The organism is Streptomyces violaceusniger Tu 4113, from assembly GCF_000147815.2.
GTDB classification, from domain to species: Bacteria; Actinomycetota; Actinomycetes; order Streptomycetales; family Streptomycetaceae; genus Streptomyces; species Streptomyces violaceusniger_A.
In genome coordinates this window covers 6148185-6174073 of record NC_015957.1, presented here as the reverse complement: position 1 = coordinate 6174073, position 25889 = coordinate 6148185, and the positions used below count along the sequence as shown (strand labels likewise).

Annotated in this window: 1 protein-coding gene and 1 pseudogene (1 of these 2 only partly in view); both read left to right on the top strand. The window is 70.2% G+C overall.

Annotated elements, in window-relative coordinates:
* Window positions 1–15 precede the first annotated feature (15 nt).
* The gene (locus tag STRVI_RS54775) at window positions 16–21327 is read left to right on the top strand and encodes a type I polyketide synthase (protein WP_014058438.1); all 21312 of its coding nucleotides are present in this window, start codon (window positions 16–18) and stop codon (window positions 21325–21327) included.
* A gap of 44 nt (window positions 21328–21371) precedes the next feature.
* Window positions 21372–25889: pseudogene (locus STRVI_RS54770) on the top strand (type I polyketide synthase); its annotated part runs 26769 nt beyond the window's last position; the annotation flags it as partial.

Below are 25889 nucleotides of genomic sequence, written 5' to 3'. Positions count from 1 at the left end.
TGAGAGGGCTGTCCTGTGGAGAATGAAGAGAAACTTCGTCATTACCTCAAAGAGGTCACGAAGGATCTGCGGCAGACCCGCCAGCGCCTGCAGGACATCGAGGCGAAGAGCCACGAACCCATTGCGATCATCGGCATGAGCTGCCGTTTCCCCGGTGGCATCGCAACGCCGGAAGCGTTGTGGGACCTGGTGCGCGACGGTGGCGACGCGGTGTCGGAATTCCCGGTCGACCGTGGCTGGGACACGGAAGGTCTCTACGACCCCGAGGGCGGGGCCGGGAAGTCGGTCACCCGCTACGGCGGATTCCTCCACGGCATCGCCGATTTCGACGCGGCGCTCTTCGGGATATCCCCCCGGGAGGCCATCGCGATGGACCCGCAGCAGCGGTTGATGCTGGAGACTTCCTGGGAAGCGTTCGAAGGGGCCGGCGTCAACCGCGACGCCGTGCGGGGCAGCCTGACCGGAGTGTTCATCGGCACCAACGGCCAGGACTACGCGACGCTGCTCAGCGCGGCGCGGGACGATGTGCAAGGGCACCTCGGCACCGGCAGCGCGGCGAGCGTCCTCTCGGGACGGGTGGCCTACGCCTTCGGTCTCGAAGGACCGACGGTCACCGTGGACACCGCCTGCTCGTCCTCTCTGATCGCCCTGCATCTGGCCGTCCGGGCGCTGCGCAACGGGGAGTGCGAGCTCGCGCTGGCGGGCGGCGTCACGGTGATGACGACGACGAACACCTTCGTCGAGCTGTCCAAGCAGGGCGGGCTGGCGCCGGACGGCCGGTCCAAGGCGTTCGCCGCTGGCGCGGACGGCACCGGCTGGGGTGAGGGCGCCGGGATGCTGCTGGTGGAGCGGCTGTCCGACGCTGAACGGCACGGCCACCCGGTGCTGGCGGTGGTACGTGGTACCGCCGCCAACCAGGACGGCGCGTCGAACGGGCTGACCGCTCCCAACGGGCCCTCCCAGCGCCGGGTCATCCGCGCGGCACTGTCCGACGCCCAGTTGTCCACGGGCGATGTCGACGTGGTGGAGGCGCACGGCACCGGCACCAGGCTCGGGGACCCCATCGAGGCACAGGCCCTGCTGGACACCTACGGTCAGGATCGGGACCTGCCGTTGTGGCTCGGATCGGTCAAGTCGAACCTGGGCCACACCCAGGCCGCCGCGGGCGTCGCCGGGGTCATCAAGATGGTGCTCGCCATGCGCCACGGTGTGCTGCCGCGCACCCTGCACGTGGACGAGCCGACCCCGCATGTGGACTGGTCCGCCGGAGCGGTGCGCCTGCTCACGGAGCGCACTCCCTGGCCGGAGAACGACCGGCCGCGCAGGGCGGGAGTCTCCGCCTTCGGCGTGAGCGGCACCAACGCCCACGCGATCCTGGAGCAGGCGCCGGAAGCCGAGCTCACTGATCCGCCCCGGACCGAACCGGTGGCGGTGCCCTGGGTGCTCTCGGGCCAGGGCGAGGCCGGTCTGCGCGCGTTCGCGGCCCGGCTCGCCACCGTGGCCACGGAAGCGGACCCCACCGACCTCGGGTGGACCCTTGCCACCACCCGCTCGGCGCTGTCACACCGCGCGGTGGTGATCGGATCCACCCCGCGGGAACTGCTCAACGGTCTTGCCGCGGTGGCCGCCGGAGAGCCGGCCCCGAACGTGGTGGAGGGAGCGGCCGGTCCCGACACCGGCGTGGTGTTCGTCTTTCCGGGACAGGGCTCGCAGTGGGCCGGTATGGCCGTGGAACTGCTGGACTCCTCCCCGGCCTTCGCCCGCCCGTTCGCCCAGTGCGCCCGTGCACTGGAGACGCATCTCGACTGGTCCATCGAGGACGTGGTGCGATCCGCGCCCGGTGCGCCCTCGCTCGACCTCATCGAGGTCGTCCAGCCGGTTCTGTTCACCGTGATGGTGTCCCTCGCCGAGCTGTGGTCCTCCTACGGGGTCACCCCCTCCGCCGTGGTCGGCCACTCCCAGGGCGAGATCGCGGCCGCCTGCGTGGCCGGGGCGCTGTCGCTGGAGGACGCGGCCAAGGTGGTGGTGTTGCGCAGCCGCCTTTTCGCCGAAACGCTGGTGGGCAACGGCGCGATCGCCTCGGTCGCCCTGCCGGCGGAACAACTGGCCACCCGGATCGAGCCGTGGGGCGAACGCCTCGCGGTGGCCGGGGTGAACGGGCCCGCGGCGGCCACGGTGGCGGGCGACCCGCAAAGTCTCCAGGAGTTCGTGGCCGCATGCGAGACGGACGGCGTACGCGCCCGTATCGTGCCGGCCACCGTGGCGTCGCACGGCCCTCAGGTGGAACCGCTGCGCGAACGACTGCTCGACCTGCTGGCCGACGTGGCGCCCCGCCAGTCCACCGTGCCGTTCTACTCCACGGTGACCGGCGGACTCTTGGACACCACCGAACTCGACGCGGATTACTGGTTCTGGAACGCCCGCAAGCCCATCGACTTCCTGGGCGCGCTCCAGGCGCTGTTCTCCGACGGCCACCGCGTCTTCGTGGAATCGAGCACCCACCCCGCCCTGACCATGGGCATCCAGGACACGGCGGACGCCTCCGGCGAGTCCGTGGTGGTCACCGGCTCGCTGCGCCGTGGCCAGGGCGGGCTCGCCCAGTTCTTCTCGGCCATGGCGCGGCTGCAGGTGCACGGCATACGGGTGGACTGGCCCGCGGCCTTCGGCGAGGCGCGACGGGTGGAACTGCCGACCTACCCGTTCCAGCGGGAGCGTTACTGGCTGACGCCCAGGCCCGGCCACGGTGACGCCTCCGCGCTGGGACTGGGCGCGCTCGACCACCCCCTCCTCGGGGCCACGGTCGCGCTGCCCGAGTCCGGCGGCTGCCTGCTCACCGGTCGGCTGTCCCTGGCCACCCACTCCTGGCTGGCTGATCACGCCCTCTCCGGTGTGGTGTTGCTGCCGGGGACGGGGTTTGTGGAGTTGGTGTTGCAGGCGGGGTTGGGTCTGGGGTGTGGGGTGGTTGAGGAGTTGACGTTGGAGGGGCCGTTGGTGCTTCCGGAGCGGGGTGAGGTCGAGGTTCAGGTTTCGGTGGGCGGTGCCGGTGAGGGTGGTCGTCGGTCGGTGTCGGTGTTTTCGTGTCGGGAGGGTGAGTGGGTCCGGCATGCGGTGGGTGTGTTGGGGGTGGCGGATGGTGAGGTGTCGGGTGTGGAGGTGTGGCCGCCGGTGGGTGCGGAGCGGGTTGGGGTGGAGGGGGTTTATGCGGCGTTGGCGGAGCGGGGGTATGCGTATGGGCCGGTGTTCCGGGGGTTGCGGGATGCCTGGCGGCGGGGAGACGAGGTCTTCGTCGAGGCGGTGGTACCGGAGGAGGCGAGAGGTGATGCGGCTCGCTGCGCGATACATCCGGCACTGCTCGATGCCGCGCTCCACGGGGTGCGATTCGGCGACTTCGTCACCGACGACGGCCAGGCTTATGTGCCGTTCTCCTGGAGTGGCGTCACGTTGCACGCGGTCGGTGCGACGGTCCTGCGCGTCACCCTGACCCCGGCCGGCCGCGACGCGATCGCCCTCCGGGCCACGGACGTCACCGGTGCGCCCGTCCTGTCGGCACGCTCACTGGCTCTGCGGCCGGTCTCCGCCCAGCAGTTGAACGACGGGCGGGGGAACAGGACCGATGCGTTGTATCGGGTGGAGTGGGTGGATGTGGGTGTGTGTGGGGTGGGGTCGTTTGTGGAGTGGGGTGAGGTTGCTTTGGGTGGGGTGGTGCCGGGGTGTGTGGTGTTGTCGGGGGTTGATGTGGTGGGTGTGTTGGAGGTTTTGCGGTTGTGGGTGGGGGATGAGCGGTTTGGGGGTTCGCGGTTGGTGGTGGTGACGCGGGGTGCGGTGTCTGTGGGTGGGGAGGGTGTGGTGGATGTGGGTGGTGGTGCGGTGTGGGGGTTGGTGCGGTCGGCGCAGTCGGAGCATCCGGGTCGGTTTGTGCTGGTGGATGTGGGTGAGGGCGAGGGTGAGGGTGAGGGTGTGGGTGTTGGTGGGGTTGGGGGTGTGGGTGTGGTTCCGGATGTGGTGGGGCTGGGGGAGTCGGAGGTTGCGGTGCGTGGGGGTCGGGTGTGGGTGCCGCGTTTGGTGGGTGTGGGTGGTGGGGTTGTGAGCGGTGGCGCTGTGTTGGGTGGTGTGGCGTTGGTGACGGGTGGGACGGGGTTGTTGGGTGGTTTGGTGGCGCGTCATTTGGTGTCGGTGTATGGGGTGGGTGAGGTGGTGTTGGTGGGTCGTCGGGGGCGGGGTGCGCCGGGTGTTGGGGGTTTGGTTGGGGAGTTGGAGGGGTTGGGTGCGCGGGTTCGGGTGGTGGCGTGTGATGTGGGGGATCGGGGTGCGGTGGCGGAGTTGGTGGGGTCGGTTGAGGGGTTGAGTGTGGTGGTGCATGCGGCGGGTGTGGTGGATGACGGGGTGGTTGGTTCTTTGGATGGGGGGCGGTTGGTTGGGGTGTTGGGGCCGAAGGCGTTGGGGGCTTGGTATTTGCATGAGTTGACGTGTGGGTTGGATCTGTCGGCGTTTGTGTTGTTCTCGTCGGCGGCGGGTGTGTTGGGGAATGCGGGTCAGGGGAGTTATGCGGCGGCGAATGGGTTCCTGGATGCGTTGGCTGCTCATCGGCGGGCACAGGGGTTGCCGGGGGTGTCGATCGCGTGGGGGTTCTGGGAAGAACGCAGCGAGCAGACCGAGCACCTGTCGGTCGACGATCTGGCGCGTTCCCACGCGGTGCCGATGCCCACCTCTCAGGCACTGGAACTGTTCGACGCGGCGCTCGTCGCCGATGAGGCGATGGTGCTGGCCGCACCGCTGGACCCCCAGGCATGGGCGGGCACCGACAACCTGCCCGCCGTCCTGCGCGACCTGGTCCGCCCGCGGATCCGGCGCGCTGCCCAGGCAGTCGACGCCCCTGACTCGGCCTCCGCGCTCGGACACCGGCTGGCCGCCATGGACCGCGCCGAGTGGGATCAGGCCGTACTCGACCTCGTGCGCAATCACATAGCGGCCGTACTGCGCCACGCGTCCACGGAATCGGTCGACACCGCGCGGACCTTCCAGGAAATCGGCTTCGACTCGCTGACCGCGGTGGAACTGCGCAACCGGATCAGTGCGGCCACCGGCGTACGGCTGCCCGCCACCGCCGTGTTCGACTATCCGACACCGCGTGCGCTCGCCGAGCATCTGCTGGCCGAAGTCCTCGGCACGGACAGCGGCACCGCCGTCACACCGGCCGGGGGCTCGCTCGTCGCCGACGATCCGATCGTGATCGTCGGAATGAGCTGCCGCTACCCCGGCGGGATCGCTTCACCGGAAGCGCTGTGGGACCTGGTGCGCTCGGGCGGCGACGCGATATCGGTCCTGCCGACCGACCGCGGCTGGGACCTGGACGGTCTCTACGATCCGGACCCGGATCGCCCCGGTACGTCGTACGCCCGCAGTGGTGGATTCGTCTACGACGCGGCCGAGTTCGACGCCGGGTTCTTCGGGATCTCGCCGCGCGAGGCCGCGGCCATGGACCCGCAGCAGCGGCTGCTCCTGGAGACATCATGGGAGGTATTCGAGCGCGCGGGTATCCCCGCCACCTCCGTCAAGGGTGAGCGGATCGGCGTGTTCACCGGCGTGATGCACCACGACTACCTCACCCGCCTGTCGACCACTCCGGATGGCGTCGAGGGATATCTGGGCACGGGTGCGGCGGCCGGTGTCGCCTCGGGTCGCGTGGCCTACACCTTCGGGCTCGAGGGCCCGGCGGTCACCGTGGACACCGCCTGCTCGTCGTCGCTGGTGGCACTGCACCTCGCCATACAGGCGCTGCGCCTCGGTGAATGCTCGCTCGCGCTGGCCGGTGGCGTGACGGTGATGTCCACCCCCACCGTCTTCGTGGAATTCTCCCGTCAGCGCGGCCTCGCACCGGACGGCACCTGCAAGGCGTTCGCGGGAGCGGCGGACGGCACCGGCTTCGCAGAAGGCATCGGCATGCTGCTGGTGGAACGGCTGTCGGACGCGCGGCGCAACGGGCACCCCATCCTGGCGGTGGTGCGGGGGTCGGCGGTGAATCAGGACGGCGCGTCGAATGGGTTGACTGCGCCGAATGGTCCGTCGCAGCAGCGGGTGATCCGGCAGGCGTTGGCGAATGCCCGTTTGTCGGCGGTGGATGTTGATGCGGTGGAGGCGCACGGTACGGGGACGACGCTGGGTGATCCGATTGAGGCGCAGGCGCTGTTGGCCACGTACGGTCAGGATCGGGATCCGGAGCGGCCGTTGTGGTTGGGTTCGGTGAAGTCGAACATTGGTCATACGCAGGCGGCGGCGGGTGTGGCCGGTGTGATCAAGATGGTGATGGCGATGCGCCACGGTGTGCTGCCGCAGAGCCTCCACATCGATGAGCCCACTCCCCATGTGGACTGGTCCATCGGCGCGGTCCGGCTCCTGGGCGAGCAGACGGCGTGGCCCGAGGCCGGACGGCCCCGCCGCGCCGGAGTGTCCTCGTTCGGCATCAGCGGAACGAACGCACACCTGATTATCGAACAGGCGCCGATGCCGACGCCCGTGGAGCGGCCCGACGACGCCGAACCAGGCGCGGCGGTCCCGTGGATCATCTCGGGCCGGGACCGGCGCGCCATTCGGGCACAGGCGGAACGACTGCGCGCACACCTGATGAGCCACCCCGACGGGAGCGTGGCGGACATCGGCTTCTCGCTGTTCACCAGCCGCGCGATGCTGGAACATCGGGCGGTGGTGCTCGGCGGCGATCACACCGCACTGCTGGCCGGGCTGACGGCCCTGGCACAGGACGAACCGGCACCGGGCGTGGTGGAGGCAGCGGATGCGGCCGAGCCGGGACGCTCGGTGGTGTTCGTCTTCCCGGGGCAGGGGTCGCAGTGGGCCGGGATGGCGTTGGAGCTGATGGAGTCCTCTCCGGTGTTCGCGCGGCGGATGGGCGAGTGCGCCGATGCGTTGGCTCCGTTGGTGGAGTGGTCGCTGTCGGATGTCTTGGCGGATGAGCGGGCGCTGGCTCGTGTCGACGTGGTGCAGCCGGTGTTGTGGGCGGTGATGGTGTCGTTGGCCGAGTTGTGGCGTTCGTTTGGTGTGGTGCCGTCGGCGGTGGTGGGTCATTCGCAGGGTGAGATCGCGGCGGCGTGTGTGGCGGGTGGTCTGTCGCTGGCGGATGGGGCGCGGGTGGTGGTGCTGCGCAGCAAGGCGCTGCTCGCCTTGTCGGGCTGCGGCGGAATGGTGTCCGTCCCGATGCCCGCCGACCAGTTGCGGGACCGCCCGGGGTTGTCGGTGGCAGCGGTGAACGGCCCGGCGACGACGGTGGTGTCCGGCGCGGATGAGGTGCTGGACGCGGTGCTCGCGGAGTTCCCGGAGGCCAAGCGGATCCCGGTGGACTACGCCTCCCACTCGCCCCAGATCGACGGGATCCGTGATGAACTGCTGAAGGCGCTGGCGTCCATCGAGCCGCGCACCGGAACGACCCCCTTCCACTCCACGGTGACCGGGCGGCCCATCGACACCGCGCAATTGGACGCGGACTACTGGTATCGCAATCTGCGCGAAACCGTGGAGCTCGAGCAGGTCACCCGTGCGGCGCTGGAGGGTGGCCAGCACACGTTCATCGAGATCAGCCCCCACCCGGTCCTGGCGACGGGCCTGCGCGAAACGCTCGACGACGCGGGCGCGAGCAGCGGACTCGTACTGGCCTCACTGCGCCGGGACGACGGTGGCCTCGTCCGCTTCCTCAGCGCGTTGGCCGAGGCGTACGCACATGGCGTCGAGGTCGACTGGCGGCCGCTGTTCCCCGGCGCCCGCCGGGTGGACCTGCCGACGTACGCCTTCCAGCGGGCGCGCTACTGGCTGGACGCCACGCCGCCCGAGCCCTCCACCGGCACGGTCGACACCGACTTCTGGGACACCGTCGAGCGTGAGGACCTCGAGTCGCTCGCCGGGGCGCTGCGCGTCGACGGGCAGTCGCTGCGCGAAGTGGTGCCCGCCCTGTCCCAGTGGCGGCGCGAACGCCGTGACGTCTCCACGATCGACTCATGGCGGTACAAGATCCGCTGGAAGCCGCTCACCGCGCCCGCCACGTCGCCGACCGGCACCTGGCTCGTGGTGGTCTCCCATGCGGAGGCCGAGCACGAGTGGGTCGCCGGGGTGACCGGTGCGCTGATCCGGCACGGTGCCGAGCCCCTCATGGTCGTTCTCGGCGAGCCCGAACTGGACCGTGCCACGCTGGCCGACCGGCTGGCCGCCGTCCTGGCCGACAGCCCCCGGATCAGCGGTGTGGTGTCGCTGACCGCGTTGGACGAAAGCCCGCACTCCGCGTACCCCTCGGTCCCCCAGGGATACGCGATGACGCTGTTGCTTACGCAGGCGCTCGGAGACGCCGGTCTGGAGGCGCCGATGTGGTGCCTCACCCAGCGTGGCGTCTCGCTCGGCCACGGCGACGGCTACGGCGTCGGTGGCGATGCCAATACCGGTGGCGAAGGAGACCTGACCGTCCGCCGAAAGCAGGCCCTGACGTGGGGTCTCGGCAAGGTGATCGCCCTGGAACAGCCGCTCCGCTGGGGCGGTTTGATCGACCTGCCGGAGGGCGTGGACCCGCGTACTCAGGACTACCTGGCCGGTGTGCTGACCGGCACCTCGGGCGAGGATCAGGTGGCGATCCGCCCGAGTGGGCTCTTCGGCCGGAGGCTGGCGCATGCGCCGGCCCGCGAACGCGGCGGGGCCTGGAAACCTCGCGGCACCGTACTGGTCACCGGCGGCACCGGAGCGTTGGGTGGCCATGTCGCCCGGTGGCTGGCCGGCCGGGGTGCCGAACATGTGGTGCTGACCAGTCGCCGGGGCATGGCCGCGCCGGGCGCCGAGCGGCTGGCCGGAGAACTGGAGGCGCTCGGCGCCCGGGTGACGGTGGCGGCGTGTGACGTCGGGGACCGGGAAGCCCTGGCCGCGTTGCTGGCCGACGTCGGACCGCTGACCGCGGTGGTGCACACCGCGGCGGTGCTCGATGACGGCACCCTGAACTCGCTCACCACCGAGCAACTGCAACGAGTGCTGCGCGTCAAGACCGACGGCGCGGTGCATCTGCACGAACTGACCCGCGACATGGACCTGTCCGCCTTCGTCCTCTTCTCCTCGCTTTCGGGCACGCTGGGCGCACCCGGACAGGGCAACTACGCACCCGGCCACGTCTTCGTCGACACGCTGGCCGAGCAGCGCCGGGCCGAGGGCCTGGTCGCCACCTCCATCGCCTGGGGTCTGTGGGCCGGTGACGGCATGGGCGAGGGCGGGGTCGGCGAGGTGGCCCGCCGCCACGGCGTACCGGAGATGGCGCCGGAGATGGCGGTCGCGGCCATGGCACGCGCCGTCGAGCAGGACGACACCGTCGTCACGGTCGCCGAGATCGACTGGGACCGGCACTATGTCGCCTTCACCGCGACCCGCCCCAGCCCGCTGCTGTCCGAACTCCCCGAGGCGCGGGCGCTGATCGACGCCGGCGTCGGTCAGGAGAGCGCCGAGCCGGGCCACGAGCGCTCGGAATTCGCGGAGCGGATCGCCGGGATGGCCGACGCCGACCGGGGTCGCGCGGTGCTGGATCTCGTACGGCGTCATGTCGCGGTCGTACTCGGGCACACCGGCCCGGACGCGATCGACCCCGGCCGGGCCTTCCAGGAGAGCGGCTTCGACTCGGTCACCGCGGTCGAACTGCGCAACCGGCTCAACCGGGCCACCGGCCTCCGGCTGCCGGCCACCCTGACGTATGACCAGCCCACCCCGCTGGCGATGGCGGAGTACCTCCGCGGCGAACTGCTGGACGGTGGCCAGGACCGCTCGGCCCCGGCCGTCCCGGTCCAGGCGGTCGGCGCGGTGGACGACGAGCCCATCGCGATCGTGGGGATGAGCTGCCGCTTCCCGGGGGACGTCATGTCTCCCGAGGATCTGTGGCGCCTGCTCGCCGACGGCTCCGACGCCATCGGCCCGTTCCCCGAGAACCGGGGCTGGGACACCGCGAACCTGTTCCATCCGGACCCCGACCACCGGGGCACCTCCTCCACCCGAGCGGCCGCGTTCGTCGCCGGAGCCGGTGAGTTCGATGCCGGATTCTTCGGGATCTCCCCGCGTGAAGCGGTGGCGATGGACCCGCAACAGCGGCTGCTGCTCGAGGTGTCGTGGGAGGCGCTGGAGCGGGCAGGCATCGACCCCACGGCGCTGCGGGGCAGCGAGACCGGCGTGTTCACGGGAACGAACGGCCAGGACTACGCGGCCCTGCTGAAGGCGGACGAGACGGGCGACTTCGAGGGCCGGGTGGGCACGGGCAACTCGGCATCGGTCATGTCCGGCCGGGTCTCCTACGTCCTCGGTCTCGAAGGCCCCGCGCTGACCGTGGATACGGCGTGTTCGTCGGCGCTGGTGGCCTTGCACCTGGCGGTACGGGCCCTGCGGTCCGGAGAGTGCTCGCTGGCCCTGGCGGGTGGCGCGAGCGTCATGACGACCGCCGGTATCTTCGTGGAATTCTCCCGCCAGCGTGCGCTGGCGGCCGATGGACGCTGCAAGGCGTTCGCGGCGGCGGCGGACGGCACCGGCTGGGGTGAGGGTGCCGGAATGCTGGTGGTGGAGCGGCTGTCCGATGCCGAACGCCATGGGCATCCCATCCTTGCGGTGGTGCGGGGTTCGGCGGTGAATCAGGACGGTGCGTCGAATGGGTTGACGGCGCCGAATGGTCCGTCGCAGCAGCGGGTGATCCGGCAGGCGTTGGCGAACGCCGGTTTGTCCACGGTGGATGTGGACGCGGTGGAGGCTCACGGTACGGGGACGACGCTGGGCGATCCGATCGAGGCGCAGGCCCTGTTGGCCACCTACGGTCAGGGCCGGGATCCGGAGCGGCCGGTGCTCCTGGGGTCGATCAAGTCGAACATCGGTCATACGCAGGCGGCGGCCGGTGTGGCCGGTGTGATCAAGATGGTGATGGCGATGCGCCACGGCGTGCTGCCGCAGAGCCTCCATATCGATGAGCCGACGCCCCATGTGGACTGGTCCACCGGCGCGGTGGAACTCCTGAGCGCGCGGACGGCATGGCCGGAGACCGCACGGCCCCGCCGCGCCGGAGTGTCCGCCTTCGGAGTGAGCGGCACGAACGCGCATGTGATTCTGGAGCAGGCCCCCGAGCCGGTCGCCGAGCCGGTCGCCGAGCCGGTCGCCGAGCCCGAGCTCTCGCCGGAACGCGACGACTCTGGGGTCGTGCCGTGGGTAGTGTCGGGTGCCGGCGAGTCCGGTGTCCGCGCACAAGCAGAGCGCCTCATGGCCTTTGTCGGCGACCGGCCGGACCTGAGTCCGGTGGATGTCGGCTGGTCGCTGACGTCGACCCGCGCCGCCCTGCCACACCGTGCCGTGGTCGTCGGCGCTGACCGCGATGACCTCCTCCGTGAGCTGGCGGCCGTGGCCAATGGCAGCTCCGCGATCGGCGAGGCCCGAACGCACTCCGGAGTGGTGTTCGTCTTCCCGGGGCAGGGGTCGCAGTGGGCCGGGATGGCGTTGGAGCTGATGGAGTCCTCGCCGGTGTTCGCGCGGCGGATGGGCGAATGCGCCGATGCGTTGGCTCCGTTGGTGGAGTGGTCGCTTTCGGATGTGTTGGCGGATGAGCGGGCGCTGGCTCGTGTCGATGTGGTGCAGCCGGTGTTGTGGGCGGTGATGGTGTCGTTGGCGGAGTTGTGGCGTTCGTTTGGTGTGGTGCCGTCGGCGGTGGTGGGTCATTCGCAGGGTGAGATCGCGGCGGCGTGTGTGGCGGGTGGTCTGTCGCTGGTGGATGGGGCGCGGGTGGTGGTGCTGCGGAGCAAGGCGTTGCTGGTCTTGTCGGGTCGGGGTGGGATGGTGTCGGTCCCGGTGCCTGCCGACCGGCTGCGGGACCGTCCGGGGTTGTCGGTGGCGGCGGTGAATGGTCCGGCGTCCACAGTGGTGTCCGGTGCTGTCGAGGTGCTGGACGCGGTGCTCGCGGAGTTTCCAGAGGCCAAGCGGATTCCGGTGGATTACGCGTCGCATTCGGTGCAGGTGGAGGAGATCCGGGAAGAGCTGGCGGAGGCTCTGGCGGGTGTGGAGCCGCGGGGCGGGCAGGTTCCGTTCTATTCGACGGTGACCGGGCGGCTCATGGACACCGCGGAGCTGGACGCCGGGTACTGGTACCGGAACCTGCGCGAGACCGTGGAGTTCCAGTCCACGATCGAGGGACTGCTGGAGCTCGGACATACGGCGTTCGTGGAGGCCAGCCCGCATCCGGTGCTGACCGTCGGCATCCACGACACCGCCGACGCCACCGACACCCCCATCATCACCACCGGATCGCTGCGCCGCGACGACGGTGGCCTGGTCTCCTTCCTCAGCACCGTCGGTCGGCTGTTCACCGAGGGTGTGCCGGTGGACTGGCAGCCGCTGTTCGCCGAGGCCGGGGCGCGGAGGGTCGATCTGCCGACCTATGCATTCCAGCATGAGTGGTTCTGGCTGGATCCGGTGCGCGGCGCGAGCGATGTCGGAGGCGCGGGCCTCGTCGGTCTCGATCACCCCTTGCTGAGCGCGGTGTTGCCACTTCCCGAATCCGGCGGCTGTGTGCTGACCGGCTCGCTCTCCACGGCCACCCACCCCTGGCTGCGCGATCACGCCGTGCTGGGCAAGGTGTTGCTGCCGGGCACCGGATTCGTTGAACTGGCCGTGCAAGCGGGGCTGCACGTGGACTGTCGCACGCTGGACGAGCTGACCCTGCAGGCGCCGCTCGTGCTGCCCGCACACGGAGACGTACAGACCCAGGTGGCGGTCGGCGGACCGGACGAGAGCGGTCGCCGGTCGGTCGCGGTGTACTCCAGGCCGGGCCGGGACCGGGCCTGGATACGGCACGCCACCGGCAGCGTCAGCCCCGGTGGCGACACGGCCACCGTGGACCGGACGGTGTGGCCGCCGGAGGGCGCCACACGGGTCGACCTCACCGATGTCTACGCCGAGATGAGCGCCCGCGGTTACGCGTACGGGCCCGTCTTCCAGGGGCTGCATACCGCATGGCGGCGCGGCGACGAGGTGTTCGCCGAGGTGGCCTTGGACGAGATGGCCGCGCGCGACGCGGGCCGCTTCGGTGTTCATCCCGCCCTGCTGGACGCCGCCCTGCACGGCGCCGGACTGGGCGCGTTCGTGACCGAACCAGGCCGACCGCACCTTCCGTTCGCCTGGACCGGCGTCACCCTGCACGCTGTCGGTGCCACCACCTTGCGGGTCGCACTGTCACCGGCCGGCCCGGACGCCATCTCGCTCCTGGCCATGGACGGCACGGGGGCACCGGTGCTGTCGGCCGAGTCTCTGGTCCTGCGCCCGGTATCCGAGGGCGGGCTCGGCGATGCCCACCACGATTCGCTGTTCCGGGTCGACTGGACCGAACTCACCCTGCCCGGCTCGCCCGACGCCTCGGCTGAAGAGGACTTCCCCGTCATCGAGTCCGCGGCCCAACTGGCCGAACCGGCGGCGGTCCAGCCGGAAGCCGGGGCGGTGGTGTTCAGGCTTTCTCCCGCCGAGGAGAGCCCGGAGGGCGTGTACGCGCTCAGCAGCCGCGTCCTCGAGGTCGCGCAGGCGTGGCTGGCGGACGACCGGTTCGGGGACGCCCGCCTCGTCGTGATGACGCGGGGCGCGGTCGCGACCATGGCCGGTGAGAATCCGGAGAGCCTCGCCGCTGCCGCGGTCTGGGGCCTCATACGTACCGCGCAGACCGAGAACCCCGGCCGTTTCGTGCTCGTGGACACGGCGGACGAGGATCCGTCCACATGGTCCGCGCTCCCGGCATTGCTCACCACCGACGAACCGCAGGTGGCCATCCGGGCCGGGAAGGCGCTGGTGCCCAGGCTGGTACGGGCCACCTCGCCGGCGTTGCCGATCCCGGCGGAAACGGACACCTGGCGGCTGGCGGCCGCCGGCGAGGGCACATTGGAGCAGCTTGTCCTCGCGCCCTGCGCGGAGGTGTCCAGGCCACTGGGAGCGGGCGAGGTCCGGGTGGCCGTGCACGCGGCCGGGGTCAACTTCCGTGACGTCCTCCTGGCCTTGGGGATGTACCCGGACAAGGCCGGTCTGCTGGGCAGCGAAGGCGCCGGAACGGTGCTGGAGATCGGCTCCGGAGTAGCCGGAATGGCACCCGGAGACCGGGTGATGGGTCTGTTCTCCGGAGCCTTCGGACCGGTGGCGATCACCGATCACCGGCTGGTGGCCCCGATCCCGGCCGGCTGGTCCTTCCCGCAGGCCGCCGCCACCCCGATCGCCTTCCTCACCGCGATGTACGCGTTGGTCGACCTGGCCGATGTGCGCAGCGGCGAGTCGGTGCTGGTGCACGCGGCGGCCGGTGGCGTCGGGATGGCGGCAGTGCAGGTGGCCCAGTGGCTGGGCGCCGAGGTGTTCGCCACCGCGAGCCCGGCCAAATGGGATGCGGTGCGCGAATGCGGTGTCGCCCCGCAGCGGATCGCGTCCTCCCGCTCGACGGAGTTCGCGGAACGCTTCCGCGCGGGCGCACCGGACGGGTTGGATGTCGTACTCAATTCGCTGACCGGCGAACTCCTCGACTGCTCACTCGGACTGCTGCGCCCCGGCGGGCGGCTGATCGAGATGGGCAGGACCGATCTCCGCGACGCCGAGGAAGTGATGGCGCGCCACGGCGTGTCGTACCGGGCCTTTGAACTCCTCGACGCCGGCCCCGACCGGATCCACCGACTACTCACCGAACTGCTCTCCCTGTTCCACCAGGGCGTGTTCACCCCGCTGCCGCTGCGGATCCAGGACGTACGTCAGGCCGATGACGCCTTCCGCCATCTCTCCCAGGCGCGGCACATCGGCAAGCTGGCCCTCACCATCCCGCGACCGCTCTCCGGCGGCACCGTACTGATCACCGGCGGCACCGGGACTCTGGGCGGGCTGGTGGCTCGCCATCTGGTGCGCGAGCACGGAGTGACGGAGCTGGTGCTGGCCGGCCGTCGGGGGAACACCGCTCCGGACGTGGCGGAGCTGGTCGCCGAGCTGGAGGCCGCCGGGGCGCGCGTACGCGTGGCCGCATGCGATGTGTCGGACCGGGACGCCACCGCCGCGTTGGTCGACTCGCTACCGAATCTGCGGGGCGTGGTGCACACGGCCGGTGTCCTCGACGACGCCGTGATCGGGTCGCTCACCCCGGAGCGGCTGCGGACGGTGCTGCGCCCCAAGGCGGACGCCGCATGGCATCTGCACGAACTGACCCGGGACCGGGACCTGGCCGAGTTCGTGTTGTTCTCGTCCGCGGCCGGGGTGCTCGGTGGCCCCGGACAGGGCAATTACGCGGCGGCCAACGCCTTCCTGGACGCGCTGGCCGCGCGCCGCCGGGCACAGGGACTGCCCGCGACCTCTCTGGCCTGGGGCTTCTGGGAGCAGCGCAGCGGGCTGACCGAACACCTGACCTCCGACCGGCTCGCCCGGTCCGGCGTCCGCCCGCTGTCCACTGATGAGGGGCTGGCCCTCTTCGACGCCGCCCGGGCGACCGGCGACACCCTGCTGGTGCCGATGCGGTACGAACCGTCCTCACCGGCCGCTGAACCGGTGCCCGCCCTGCTGCGCGGCCTCGTACGCGCTCCGCTCGCAGCTTCCCTCGCCCGCGCCCTTCCGGGCCCGGCCGACGCGGTGGACAACGGTGGGTACGACGGTCTCGCGGGGCTGGCGGAGGACGAACGCCTCGGCGCTCTGCTCGACCTGGTCCGCCGACAGTCGGCGGCCGTGCTCGGCCACGGCGGTCCGGAATCGGTGACCCCGCAACGGCCGTTCAAGGAACTCGGCTTCGACTCGCTCTCTGCCGTGGAACTGCGCAACAGGCTGCGCACGGCGACCGGGCGGCGGTTGCAGGCCACCTTGATCTTCGACCATCCCACTCCGGCCGCGCTCGCCCGCCATCTCGACATTGAGCTGTTCGGCTCCACTGATGTGTCGGTGTCCGTACCGGCACCCGTGGTTGCGCACCCGGCGGACGAACCGATCGCCATCGTCGGCATGAGCTGTCGGCTCCCGGGCGGTGTCGACTCCCCGGAGTCGCTGTGGCGGCTGCTGGAGAACGGCGCGGACGCGATATCCGAGCTCCCGACCGACCGCGGCTGGGACCTTGACGCGCTCTACGACCAGGACCGGAGCCGACCCGGCACGACATACGCCAGGACCGGCGGCTTCCTTCAGAACGCGGCGGACTTCGACGCGGGATTCTTCACCATCTCCCCCCGAGAGGCGCTGGCCGCCGATCCCCAGCAACGGCTGTGGCTCGAGGCGTGCTGGGAAGCCTTCGAACGCGCCGGTATCGATCCCCTCGCCCTGAAGGGCACCCGCACCGGGGTGTTCGCGGGCGCCGCTTCGACGACGTACGGCGCGGGCCAGGCCGCCACTCCGGACGGCTCCGAAGGGTACCTGCTCACCGGGAACTCCACCTCCGTGATCTCCGGCCGCGTGGCCTACACCCTCGGACTCGAGGGCCCCGCCGTCACCGTGGACACCGCGTGCTCCTCCTCGCTGGTCAGCGTGCACTGGGCCTGCGAATCCCTGCGCCGGGGCGAAAGCACACTGGCGCTGGCGGGTGGCGTGGCGGTGATGACGACACCGGACCTGCTGGTCGAGTTCTCCCGCCAGCGCGGGCTCGCACCGGACGGGCGGTGCAAGGCATTCGCCGCCGCCGCGGACGGCACCGGGTTCTCCGAAGGCGCCGGGGTGCTCGTCCTGGAGCGGCTGTCCGATGCCGAGCGGAATGGCCACCGGGTGCTGGCGGTGGTGCGGGGATCGGCCGTCAACCAGGACGGTGCCTCCAACGGCCTGACGGCGCCGAACGGCCCGTCGCAGCAGCGTGTGATCCGGCAGGCGTTGGCGAGCGCCGGGCTTGCTGCTCGTGATGTGGATGCGGTCGAGGCGCACGGCACGGGCACCACGCTGGGTGATCCGATCGAGGCGCAGGCCCTGTTGGCCACCTACGGTCAGGATCGTGATCCGGAGCGGCCGCTGCTGCTGGGCTCGGTGAAGTCCAACATCGGACACACCCAGGCGGCCGCGGGTGCCGCCGGACTCATCAAGATGGTTCTGGCCCTGAGCAACGGGGTGCTGCCACGAACCCTGCACGTCGATGAGCCCTCCCCGCACGTCGACTGGAATGCCGGGGCCATCGAGCTGCTGACCGAGCAGACCATGTGGCCTGACCAGGGCCGACCACGCCGCGCCGGGGTGTCCGCGTTCGGAGTGAGCGGCACCAACGCCCATGTGATTCTCGAACAGGTACCGGAGCTGGACGCGAGCGGTGAGCCGGACACCGGCCGGGCGGGGCTGCCCGTGGTGCCATGGGTGCTGTCGGGTGCTGGGGCGGCCGGGCTACGGGCGCAGGCCCAGCGGTTGGCATCGTTCGTGCGGCAGAACCCCGAGCTCCACCCCGTGGATGTGGGATGGTCCCTGGTCGCGACCCGCGCGGCCCTGTCGCACCGGGCCGTCGTCGTGGGCGCGAACCGCGCGGAACTGCTGCGCGAGCTGGACGCCATCGAGACGGGCGGTGCTGCCCAGTCCGGTCGCGAGGTGGTGTTGGTCTTCCCAGGGCAGGGGTCGCAGTGGGTCGGGATGGCGTTGGAGTTGATGGAGTCCTCGTCGGTGTTCGCGGGGCGGATGCGTGAGTGTGCTGATGTGTTGGCTCCGTTCGCTGAGTGGTCGCTGTTCGATGTGCTGGGCGATGAGGCGGCACTGGGCCGGGTGGATGTGGTGCAGCCGGTGTTGTGGGCGGTGATGGTGTCGCTGGCCGAGCTGTGGCGTTCGTACGGTGTCCTGCCGTCGGCGGTGGTGGGTCACTCACAAGGTGAGATTGCGGCGGCGTGTGTGGCGGGTGGTTTGTCGCTGTCGGATGGGGCGCGGGTGGTGGCCTTGCGCAGCAAGGCGCTGCTGGCTCTCTCGGGTCGGGGTGGGATGGTGTCGGTCCCGGTGCCTGCCGACCGGCTGCGGGACCGTCCGGGGTTGTCGGTGGCGGCGGTGAACGGTCCGGCGTCCACGGTGGTGTCCGGTGCGGATGAGGTCCTGGATGCGGTGCTTGTGGAGTTCCCGGAGGCCAAGCGGATCCCGGTGGATTACGCCTCGCATTCGGTGCAGGTGGAGGAGATCCGGGAAGAGCTGGCGGAGGCTCTGGCGGGCGTGGAGCCTCGGGGTGGTCAGGTGCCGTTCTATTCGACGGTGACCGGACGGCTCATGGACACCACGGAGCTGGATGCCGGGTACTGGTATCGGAACCTGCGCGAGACCGTGGAGTTCCAGGGAACCGTTGAGACCCTCATACGCCAGGGTCACACGATGTTCGTCGAGGCCAGCCCGCACCCGGTGCTGACCATCGGCATCCAGGACACCGCAGACGCGATGGGCACTCCCATCGTGGCCGCCGGTTCCCTCCGCCGTGACGAGGGAGGCGTGGAACGGTTCCTGACGTCACTGGCCGAGGTGTCCGTCCACGGTGCCGAGGTCAACTGGCAGACGGTCTTCGCCGGAAGCGGTGCTCGATGCGTCGACTTGCCCACGTATGCCTTCCAGCGTGAGCGGTTCTGGCTGACGCCATCCACGCGCACCGGCGACGCATCCGGATTGGGCCTGGGAGCCGTTGACCATCCGCTGCTGGGCGCGGCGGTGCCGCTCCCGGACGCGGACGGCTGTGTGCTGACCGGAGCGCTGTCGTCGGCCGGGCAGCCGTGGCTGGCCGACCATGCCGTCCTGGGCATGGTGCTTCTTCCGGGCACCGCGTTCGTAGAGCTCGCGCTCCAGGCGGGGGCGCGGCTCGGCTGCGACACACTGGAAGAGCTGACGCTGCACGAACCGCTCGTCGTGCCCGACCAGGAGACCGTGCAGCTCCAGGTGTCGGTCGGAGGCCCGGACCACCTCGGAAACCGCCCCCTGACGGTGTTCTCCCGCCGCGAGGGCGACTGGATACGCCACGCCGGCGGCACGCTGCGCGCGGGCGAGCATGGCGATCCGCCCGCGAACCTGTCGGCCTGGCCACCTGCCGGTGCTCAGCCGGTCGACGTCACCGAGCTGTACTCGGCGATGGCCGAGCGGGGATATCAGTACGGCCCCGCCTTCCACGGTCTGCGGGCGGCATGGATCCATGACAGCGAGGTGTTCCTGGACGTCGCGTTGCCCGAGCAGGTAGCGGGCGACGCCGCCCGATGCGGAGTGCATCCCGCGTTGCTGGACGCGGCCCTGCAGGGCATCGGCCTGGGCGCCTTCGTGAGCGAGCCGGGTCAGGCCCATCTGCCCTTCTCCTGGAGCGGGGTGACCCTGCACGCGGTGGGTGCGACCACCCTCCGGGTGGCGATCAGCCCGGCGGGTCCGGATACGGTGGCCATTCGGATGGCGGACACCACCGGGGCTCCCGTGCTGTCCATCGACACGCTGGCGATGCGTCCGGTGGCGGAGAGCCGGCTGCTCGAAGTGGCCGGTGGCAGCCGGAGCGATGCGCTGTTCCGGCTGGACTGGAAGGAGCTTCCCCTCCCCACGGGGACCGTCGGCTCGCAGCCTCTGTCCTGGGCACTGCTGGGCGGCCACGACGAGCCGCGGCTGACCGCCGCGCTGACCGCGGCCGGTGTCCCGCCACAACGCCATCGGGACCTCGCCTCCGTCGGCCAGGTGCCGGATGTGCTGGTCCTGCCGTGTCTGCCCGAGGCGGATGACGGTCCGGCCCCGGAAGCGATCTCGTCCACCCTGCGCCGAGTGCTGGAGGTGGTGCGGGATTGGCTCGCGGACGCGCGATTCACCGAGACCCGCCTGATGGTGCTCACCCGCCGCGCGGTGGCCACATCCAGCGGAGACGACGTGGAGGATCTGGCGGCAGCCTCCGTACGAGGGCTCCTGCGCACCGCACAGCAGGAGAACCCCGACCGGCTCGTCGTGATCGACCACGACGATTCGGACCTCGGGGTGCTGCCCGCCGTGCTCGCGACAGGGGAACCCGAAGCGGCCATCCGGACGGGGACGCTACTGGTGCCCAGGCTGGTCAAGGCGCCCGTACCGGACGGGAAGGCCCCCGCCTGGGACACCGGCACCGTACTGATCACCGGCGGGACGGGGACCCTCGGCGGTCTGGTCGCACGCCACCTGGTGACCGCCCATGGCGCGACTGACCTGGTGTTGGCGGGCCGCGGCGGTGCCACCGCGGCCGGTGCCGCGGACCTGGCCGCAGAACTGGAGGCCCTCGGCGCCCGAATCCGCATCGCCGCCTGTGATGTGGCCGATCGCGCCCAGCTGACCGCGCTGCTTGCCACCATTCCGGCGTTGCGCGCCGTCATTCACACCGCCGGGGTGCTGGACGACGGTGTCATCGGCTCGATGACCGCCGAACGCGTGGACACCGTCCTACGGCCGAAGGCGAACGCGGCCTGGCACCTGCACGAGCTGACACGTCGGCTGGACCTGGACGCGTTCGTGCTGTTCTCCTCCGCCACCGGAGTGCTGGGCAGCGCCGGACAGGGCAACTACGCCGCGGCCAACGCCTTCCTCGATGCGCTGGCCACTCACCGGCGGGCCCACGGACTCGCCGCGGTGTCGGTGGCGTGGGGCCTGTGGCAGCAGCGCAGCGGCCTGACCGCACACCTGTCGGAGGAGGATGTGGCCCGCATGGCCCGCACGGGCGCCGTTCCCTTGTCCGACGAGCGTGGTCTCGAGCTGTTCGACGCCGCGTGCCGGAGCGGCGAAGCCACGCTCGTGGCCACCCCGCTGCACCTGCGGGCGGTGGTGGCCACCGGAACGGTGCCGCCCGTGCTGAGCGCGCTGGCACCGATCCCGCCGCGCCGGGCCGCCGAGGCCGGTGACGGTGGGGTGGCACTGCGGCAGAGCCTGGCCGAGATGGCGGACGCGGAACGGAGCCAGACCGTAGTGGAGCTGGTACGCGGGCAGGTCGCCGCGGTGCTGCGGCACCCGGACGCGTCGGCGATCGATCCGGCGCGGACCTTCCAGGAGATCGGCTTCGACTCGCTGACCGCGGTGGAGCTGCGCAACCGGCTGGGTGCCACCACCGGAATCGGGCTGGCCGCGACCGCGATCTTCGACTATCCGACCCCGGTGGCGCTGGCGAAGCATGTGCTCGCCGAGATTGCGCCGGAGACCGCCGACCCGGTCGCGGCCCGGCTCAGGGAGCTGGACAAGGTCGCCGCCATGATTTCGGTGATGGCGGAGGACGACACCATGCGCGAGCAGTTGTCCTCGCGGATGGAGACCATCGTTTCGATGTGGGCTGACCTGCACCGTTCGGAGCGGTCGAGCAACGTTGAGGGAGACCTGGAATCGGCCTCGCTCGACGACATGTTCGGAATCATCGACCAGGAACTCGATGGGTCATGAGCAGCGAGAACGTCCGACCGGGGATCGAGGGGACTGGCACGGGGATGTCGAACGACGAAAAGGTACTCGAGTACCTCAAGAAGCTCACCGCCGACCTGCGCCAGACGCGTCAGCGTCTGGCAGATGTCGAGGCCAAGAGCCGTGAGCCGATCGCGATCGTTGGCATGAGCTGTCGTTTTCCGGGTGGAGTCAGCTCGCCGGAAGACTTGTGGCGGCTGACGGAGTCGGCGGTGGACGCGGTCTCCGGTTTCCCCACCGACCGCGGCTGGGATCCGGACGGCCTGTACGATCCGGATCCGGACCGCGCGGGCCGGTCGTACGCCCGAGAGGGTGCGTTTCTCCCCGACGCCGGCCACTTCGACCCCGGCCTGTTCGGTATCTCGCCGCGTGAGGCGCTGGCGATGGATCCCCAGCAGCGGCTGCTGCTGGAGGCATCGTGGGAGGCTCTGGAGCGGGCGGGTATTCCGACCGACTCCCTGAAGGGCAGCCGGACCGGGGTGTTCGCCGGACTGATGTCTTCCGACTATGTATCGCGGCTGTCGGCCGTCCCGGACGAGCTCGAGGGATACGTCGGAATCGGCAGCGCGGCGAGCGTCGCGTCCGGCCGGGTGTCATACACCCTGGGGCTCGAGGGGCCGGCGGTGACGGTGGATACGGCGTGTTCGTCGTCGCTGGTGGCGTTGCATCTGGCGGTACAGGCGCTGCGGAACGGTGAGTGTTCGCTGGCGCTTGCGGGCGGTGTCACGGTGATGGCGACACCCGGCACCTTTGTCCAGTTCTCCCGTCAGCGCGGCCTGGCCGCCGATGGTCGGTGCAAGGCGTTCGCGGCGGCGGCGGACGGCACCGGCTGGGGCGAGGGCGTGGGGATGCTGGTGGTGGAGCGGTTGTCTGATGCTGAGCGTCTTGGGCATCGGGTGTTGGCGGTGGTGCGGGGTTCGGCGGTGAATCAGGATGGTGCGTCGAATGGGTTGACGGCGCCGAATGGTCCGTCGCAGCAGCGGGTGATTCGGCAGGCGTTGGCGAATGCTCGTTTGTCGGCGGTGGATGTGGATGCGGTGGAGGCGCACGGTACGGGAACGACGCTGGGTGATCCGATTGAGGCGCAGGCGTTGTTGGCCACGTATGGCCAGGATCGGGATCCGGGTCGGCCGTTGTGGTTGGGTTCGGTGAAGTCGAATATCGGTCATACGCAGGCGGCGGCGGGTGTGGCCGGTGTGATCAAGATGGTGATGGCGCTGCGGCACGGTGTGTTGCCGCGAACGCTGCATGTGGATGAGCCGTCGCCGCATGTGGATTGGTCGGTTGGTGGGGTGGAGTTGCTGACTGAGCAGGTGGTGTGGCCGGATGTGGATCGGCCGCGTCGGGTGGGTGTGTCGGCGTTCGGGGTGAGCGGGACGAATGCGCACGTGATTGTGGAGCAGGCGTCTCTCGTGGTGGAGGAGGCTGGGGGCGAGCGTGTGGGGCTGCCTGCTGTGCCGTGGGTGGTTTCGGGTGTGGGTGAGGCGGCGGTGCGGGCGCAGGCGGAGCGGTTGCGGGAGTTTGTGGCGGGCGATCCTGGGTTGGATCCGGTGGATGTGGGGTGGTCGTTGGTGGCTGCTCGTTCTGCGTTGTCGCATCGTGCGGTGGTGGTGGGTGCGGGTCGTGATGAGTTGTTGGGTGGGTTGGGTTCGGTGGTTGTGGGGGTTCCGGTTGGTGGTGGGTTGGGTGTGGTGTTTGCGGGTCAGGGGTCGCAGCGGTTGGGGATGGGGCGTGGGTTGTATGAGGCGTATCCGGTGTTCGCGGGGGTGTGGGATGAGGTGTGTGGGGAGCTGGACCGGTATTTGGAGCGGCCTTTGGGTGAGGTGGTGTGGGGTGATGACGCGGGGTTGATCGGGGAGACGGCGTATACGCAGGCGGGTTTGTTCGCGCTTGAGGTGTCGCTGTATCGGCTGATCGTCTCTTGGGGTGTGAAGCCGGATTACCTGTTGGGTCATTCGATTGGTGAGTTGGCTGCGGCGTGTGTGGCGGGTGTGTGGTCGTTGGAGGATGCGGCGCGGGTGGTGGCTGCTCGGGGTCGTTTGATGCAGGCGTTGCCGTCTGGTGGGGCGATGGTTTCGGTGGCGGTGTCGGAGGGTGAGGTGCGGCCGCTGTTGACCGGGGGTGTGGCTGTTGCGGCGGTGAATGGTCCTGAGTCGGTGGTGATCTCGGGGGATAAGGATGAGGTCGCTGAGATCGCGGGTGTGTTGGCTGGCCGGGGGGTGCGGACGCGGTGGTTGCGGGTGAGTCATGCGTTTCATTCGTCGCGTATGGACGGGATGCTGGCGGAGTTCGGTGAGGTGCTTGGGTCGGTGGAGTTCCGGACCCCGAACTTGCCGGTGGTGTCGAACGTATCCGGTGTGGTGGCGGGCGAGGAGCTGTGCTCGCCGGAGTACTGGGTGCGTCATGTGCGGGAGACGGTGCGGTTCGCCGATGGGCTGGAGACGCTTCGTGGGCTGGGTGTCGGTTCCTTCCTGGAGCTGGGGCCCGATGGCACGCTGACCGGACTGGCCGATGGCGACGGTCTGCCCGTACTCCGTCCGGATCGTCCGGAGCCCCTTACCGTGATGGCCGCTTTGGGTGGGCTGTTTGTCCGGGGTGTGGAGGTGGATTGGGCGGCGGTGTTTCCGGGTGCTCGGCGTGTTGATTTGCCGACGTATGCGTTCCAGCGTGAGCGGTTCTGGCTGGAGTCGGCGGCGGTTGAGCCCGCGTCCAGCGCCGTTGACGCGGCGTTCTGGGACGCCGTCGAGCGCGGTGATGCGGAGATTCTGGGGGTCGATGCTGACCAGCCGTTGAGTGCCGCGTTGCCTGCCTTGGCGTCCTGGCGGCGGGCGCGCCGGGAAGAGTCGGTGGTCGACGCCTGGCGGTATCGGGTGACCTGGACCCCCGTTGTGCGTCCCTCTTCGCAACTCTCTGGGCTGTGGTTGGTGGTCATCGAGCCCGACGCAGCGGAGACGGACGTTGTCGCCGCGCTGCGGGCCGCCGGCGCCGAGGTGCGTGTTGTCACGGTCGAGGAGCTGGACGCGGCCCCGGTCGCGGGTGTGGTGTCGCTCCTGTCGGTCGAGGCGACGGTGTCGCTGGTGCAGGCCCTCGGGGTGGCTGGGATCGATGCGCCGTTGTGGTGTGTCACCCGGGGCGCGGTCTCCGTGGCGGACGGGGATGTCGTGGATCCGTACGCGTCGGCGGTCTGGGGGCTGGGGCGTGTCATCGGTCTGGAGCATCCGGAGCGTTGGGGCGGGCTGGTCGACCTGCCCGCCTCATGGGATGAGCGGACCTCCGGTCTGTTGTGCTCGGTGCTTTCAGGCGCCACGCGCGAGGATCACACAGCGATCCGTGGCAGCGACGTCTTCGGCAGTCGCCTGAGCCGTGTGACGGTGTCGGGTCGGGGACAGTCCGCTGTCTGGGAAGCGTCGGGGGCCGCACTGATCACCGGTGGAACGGGGGCCCTGGGGAGCCATGCCGCCCGATGGCTCGCAGGTACCGGCGTCGCGGAGATCGTGCTGACGAGTCGGCGAGGCTCGGACGCTCCCGGAGCCGGGGAACTGGTCGCCGAACTATCGGCCATGGGTGTGTCGGCCCGGATCGTGGCGTGTGATGTGGCCGATCGGGACGCGGTTGCGGAACTGCTCGGGACAATCCCGGACCTTCGCGTGGTCGTCCATGCTGCGGGAGTACCAAGCTGGGGCCCGTTGAGAGCCCTTACCGCCGAGGACCTTGAGGCCGGGATGCGGCCGAAGGTCATGGGAGCCATCCACCTGGATGAGCTGACGCGCCACATGTCCTTGGATGCCTTTGTTCTGTTCTCGTCGGTTGCGGGGGTGTGGGGGAGCGGTCGGCAGGGGGCGTATGCGGCGGCGAATGCGTTTTTGGATGGGTTGGCGTGGCGGCGTCGTGGTGTTGGGTTGGTGGCGACGTCGGTGGCGTGGGGTATGTGGGATGGGGGTGGTATGGCTGTTGGGGGTGAGGAGTTTCTGGTTGAGCGTGGTGTGTCGGGGATGGCGCCGGGGGCGGCGGTGGTGGCGTTGCGGCGGGCGTTGTGTGATGACGAGACGGCCATCGTGGTGGCGGATGTGGACTGGGAGCGGTTCGGGGCGAGGTTCACGGCCCTGCGTCCGAGTCCACTGCTGAGCGAGCTGATAGCCGACACCGTCGAATCAAGGACTGGAGCGGGCGAATTCGCGGCCCGCCTGCACACCATGTCCGAGGGCGAGCGTATGCGCGCGGCCGTCGAGTTGGTGCGGGTCTCTGCCGCGGCGGTGCTGGGGCACCCGGGCCCAGAGGCGATCAACCCCGGCAGGACGTTCCAGGAGATCGGCTTCGACTCGTTGACCGCGGTGGAGCTGCGCGATCGGATTGCCACGGCCACCGGCATCCGACCGCCGGCCACGATGATCTTCGACTATCCGACTCCCGCGGCCCTCGCCGAATATCTGAACGTGGAATTGCTCGGCGCGCCGCAGGAAAGTGTGCCACCGATGCCGGTGGTCGCACCGGATGACCAAGATCCCATCGTCATTGTCGGCATGAGTTGCCGCTTCCCCGGGGAT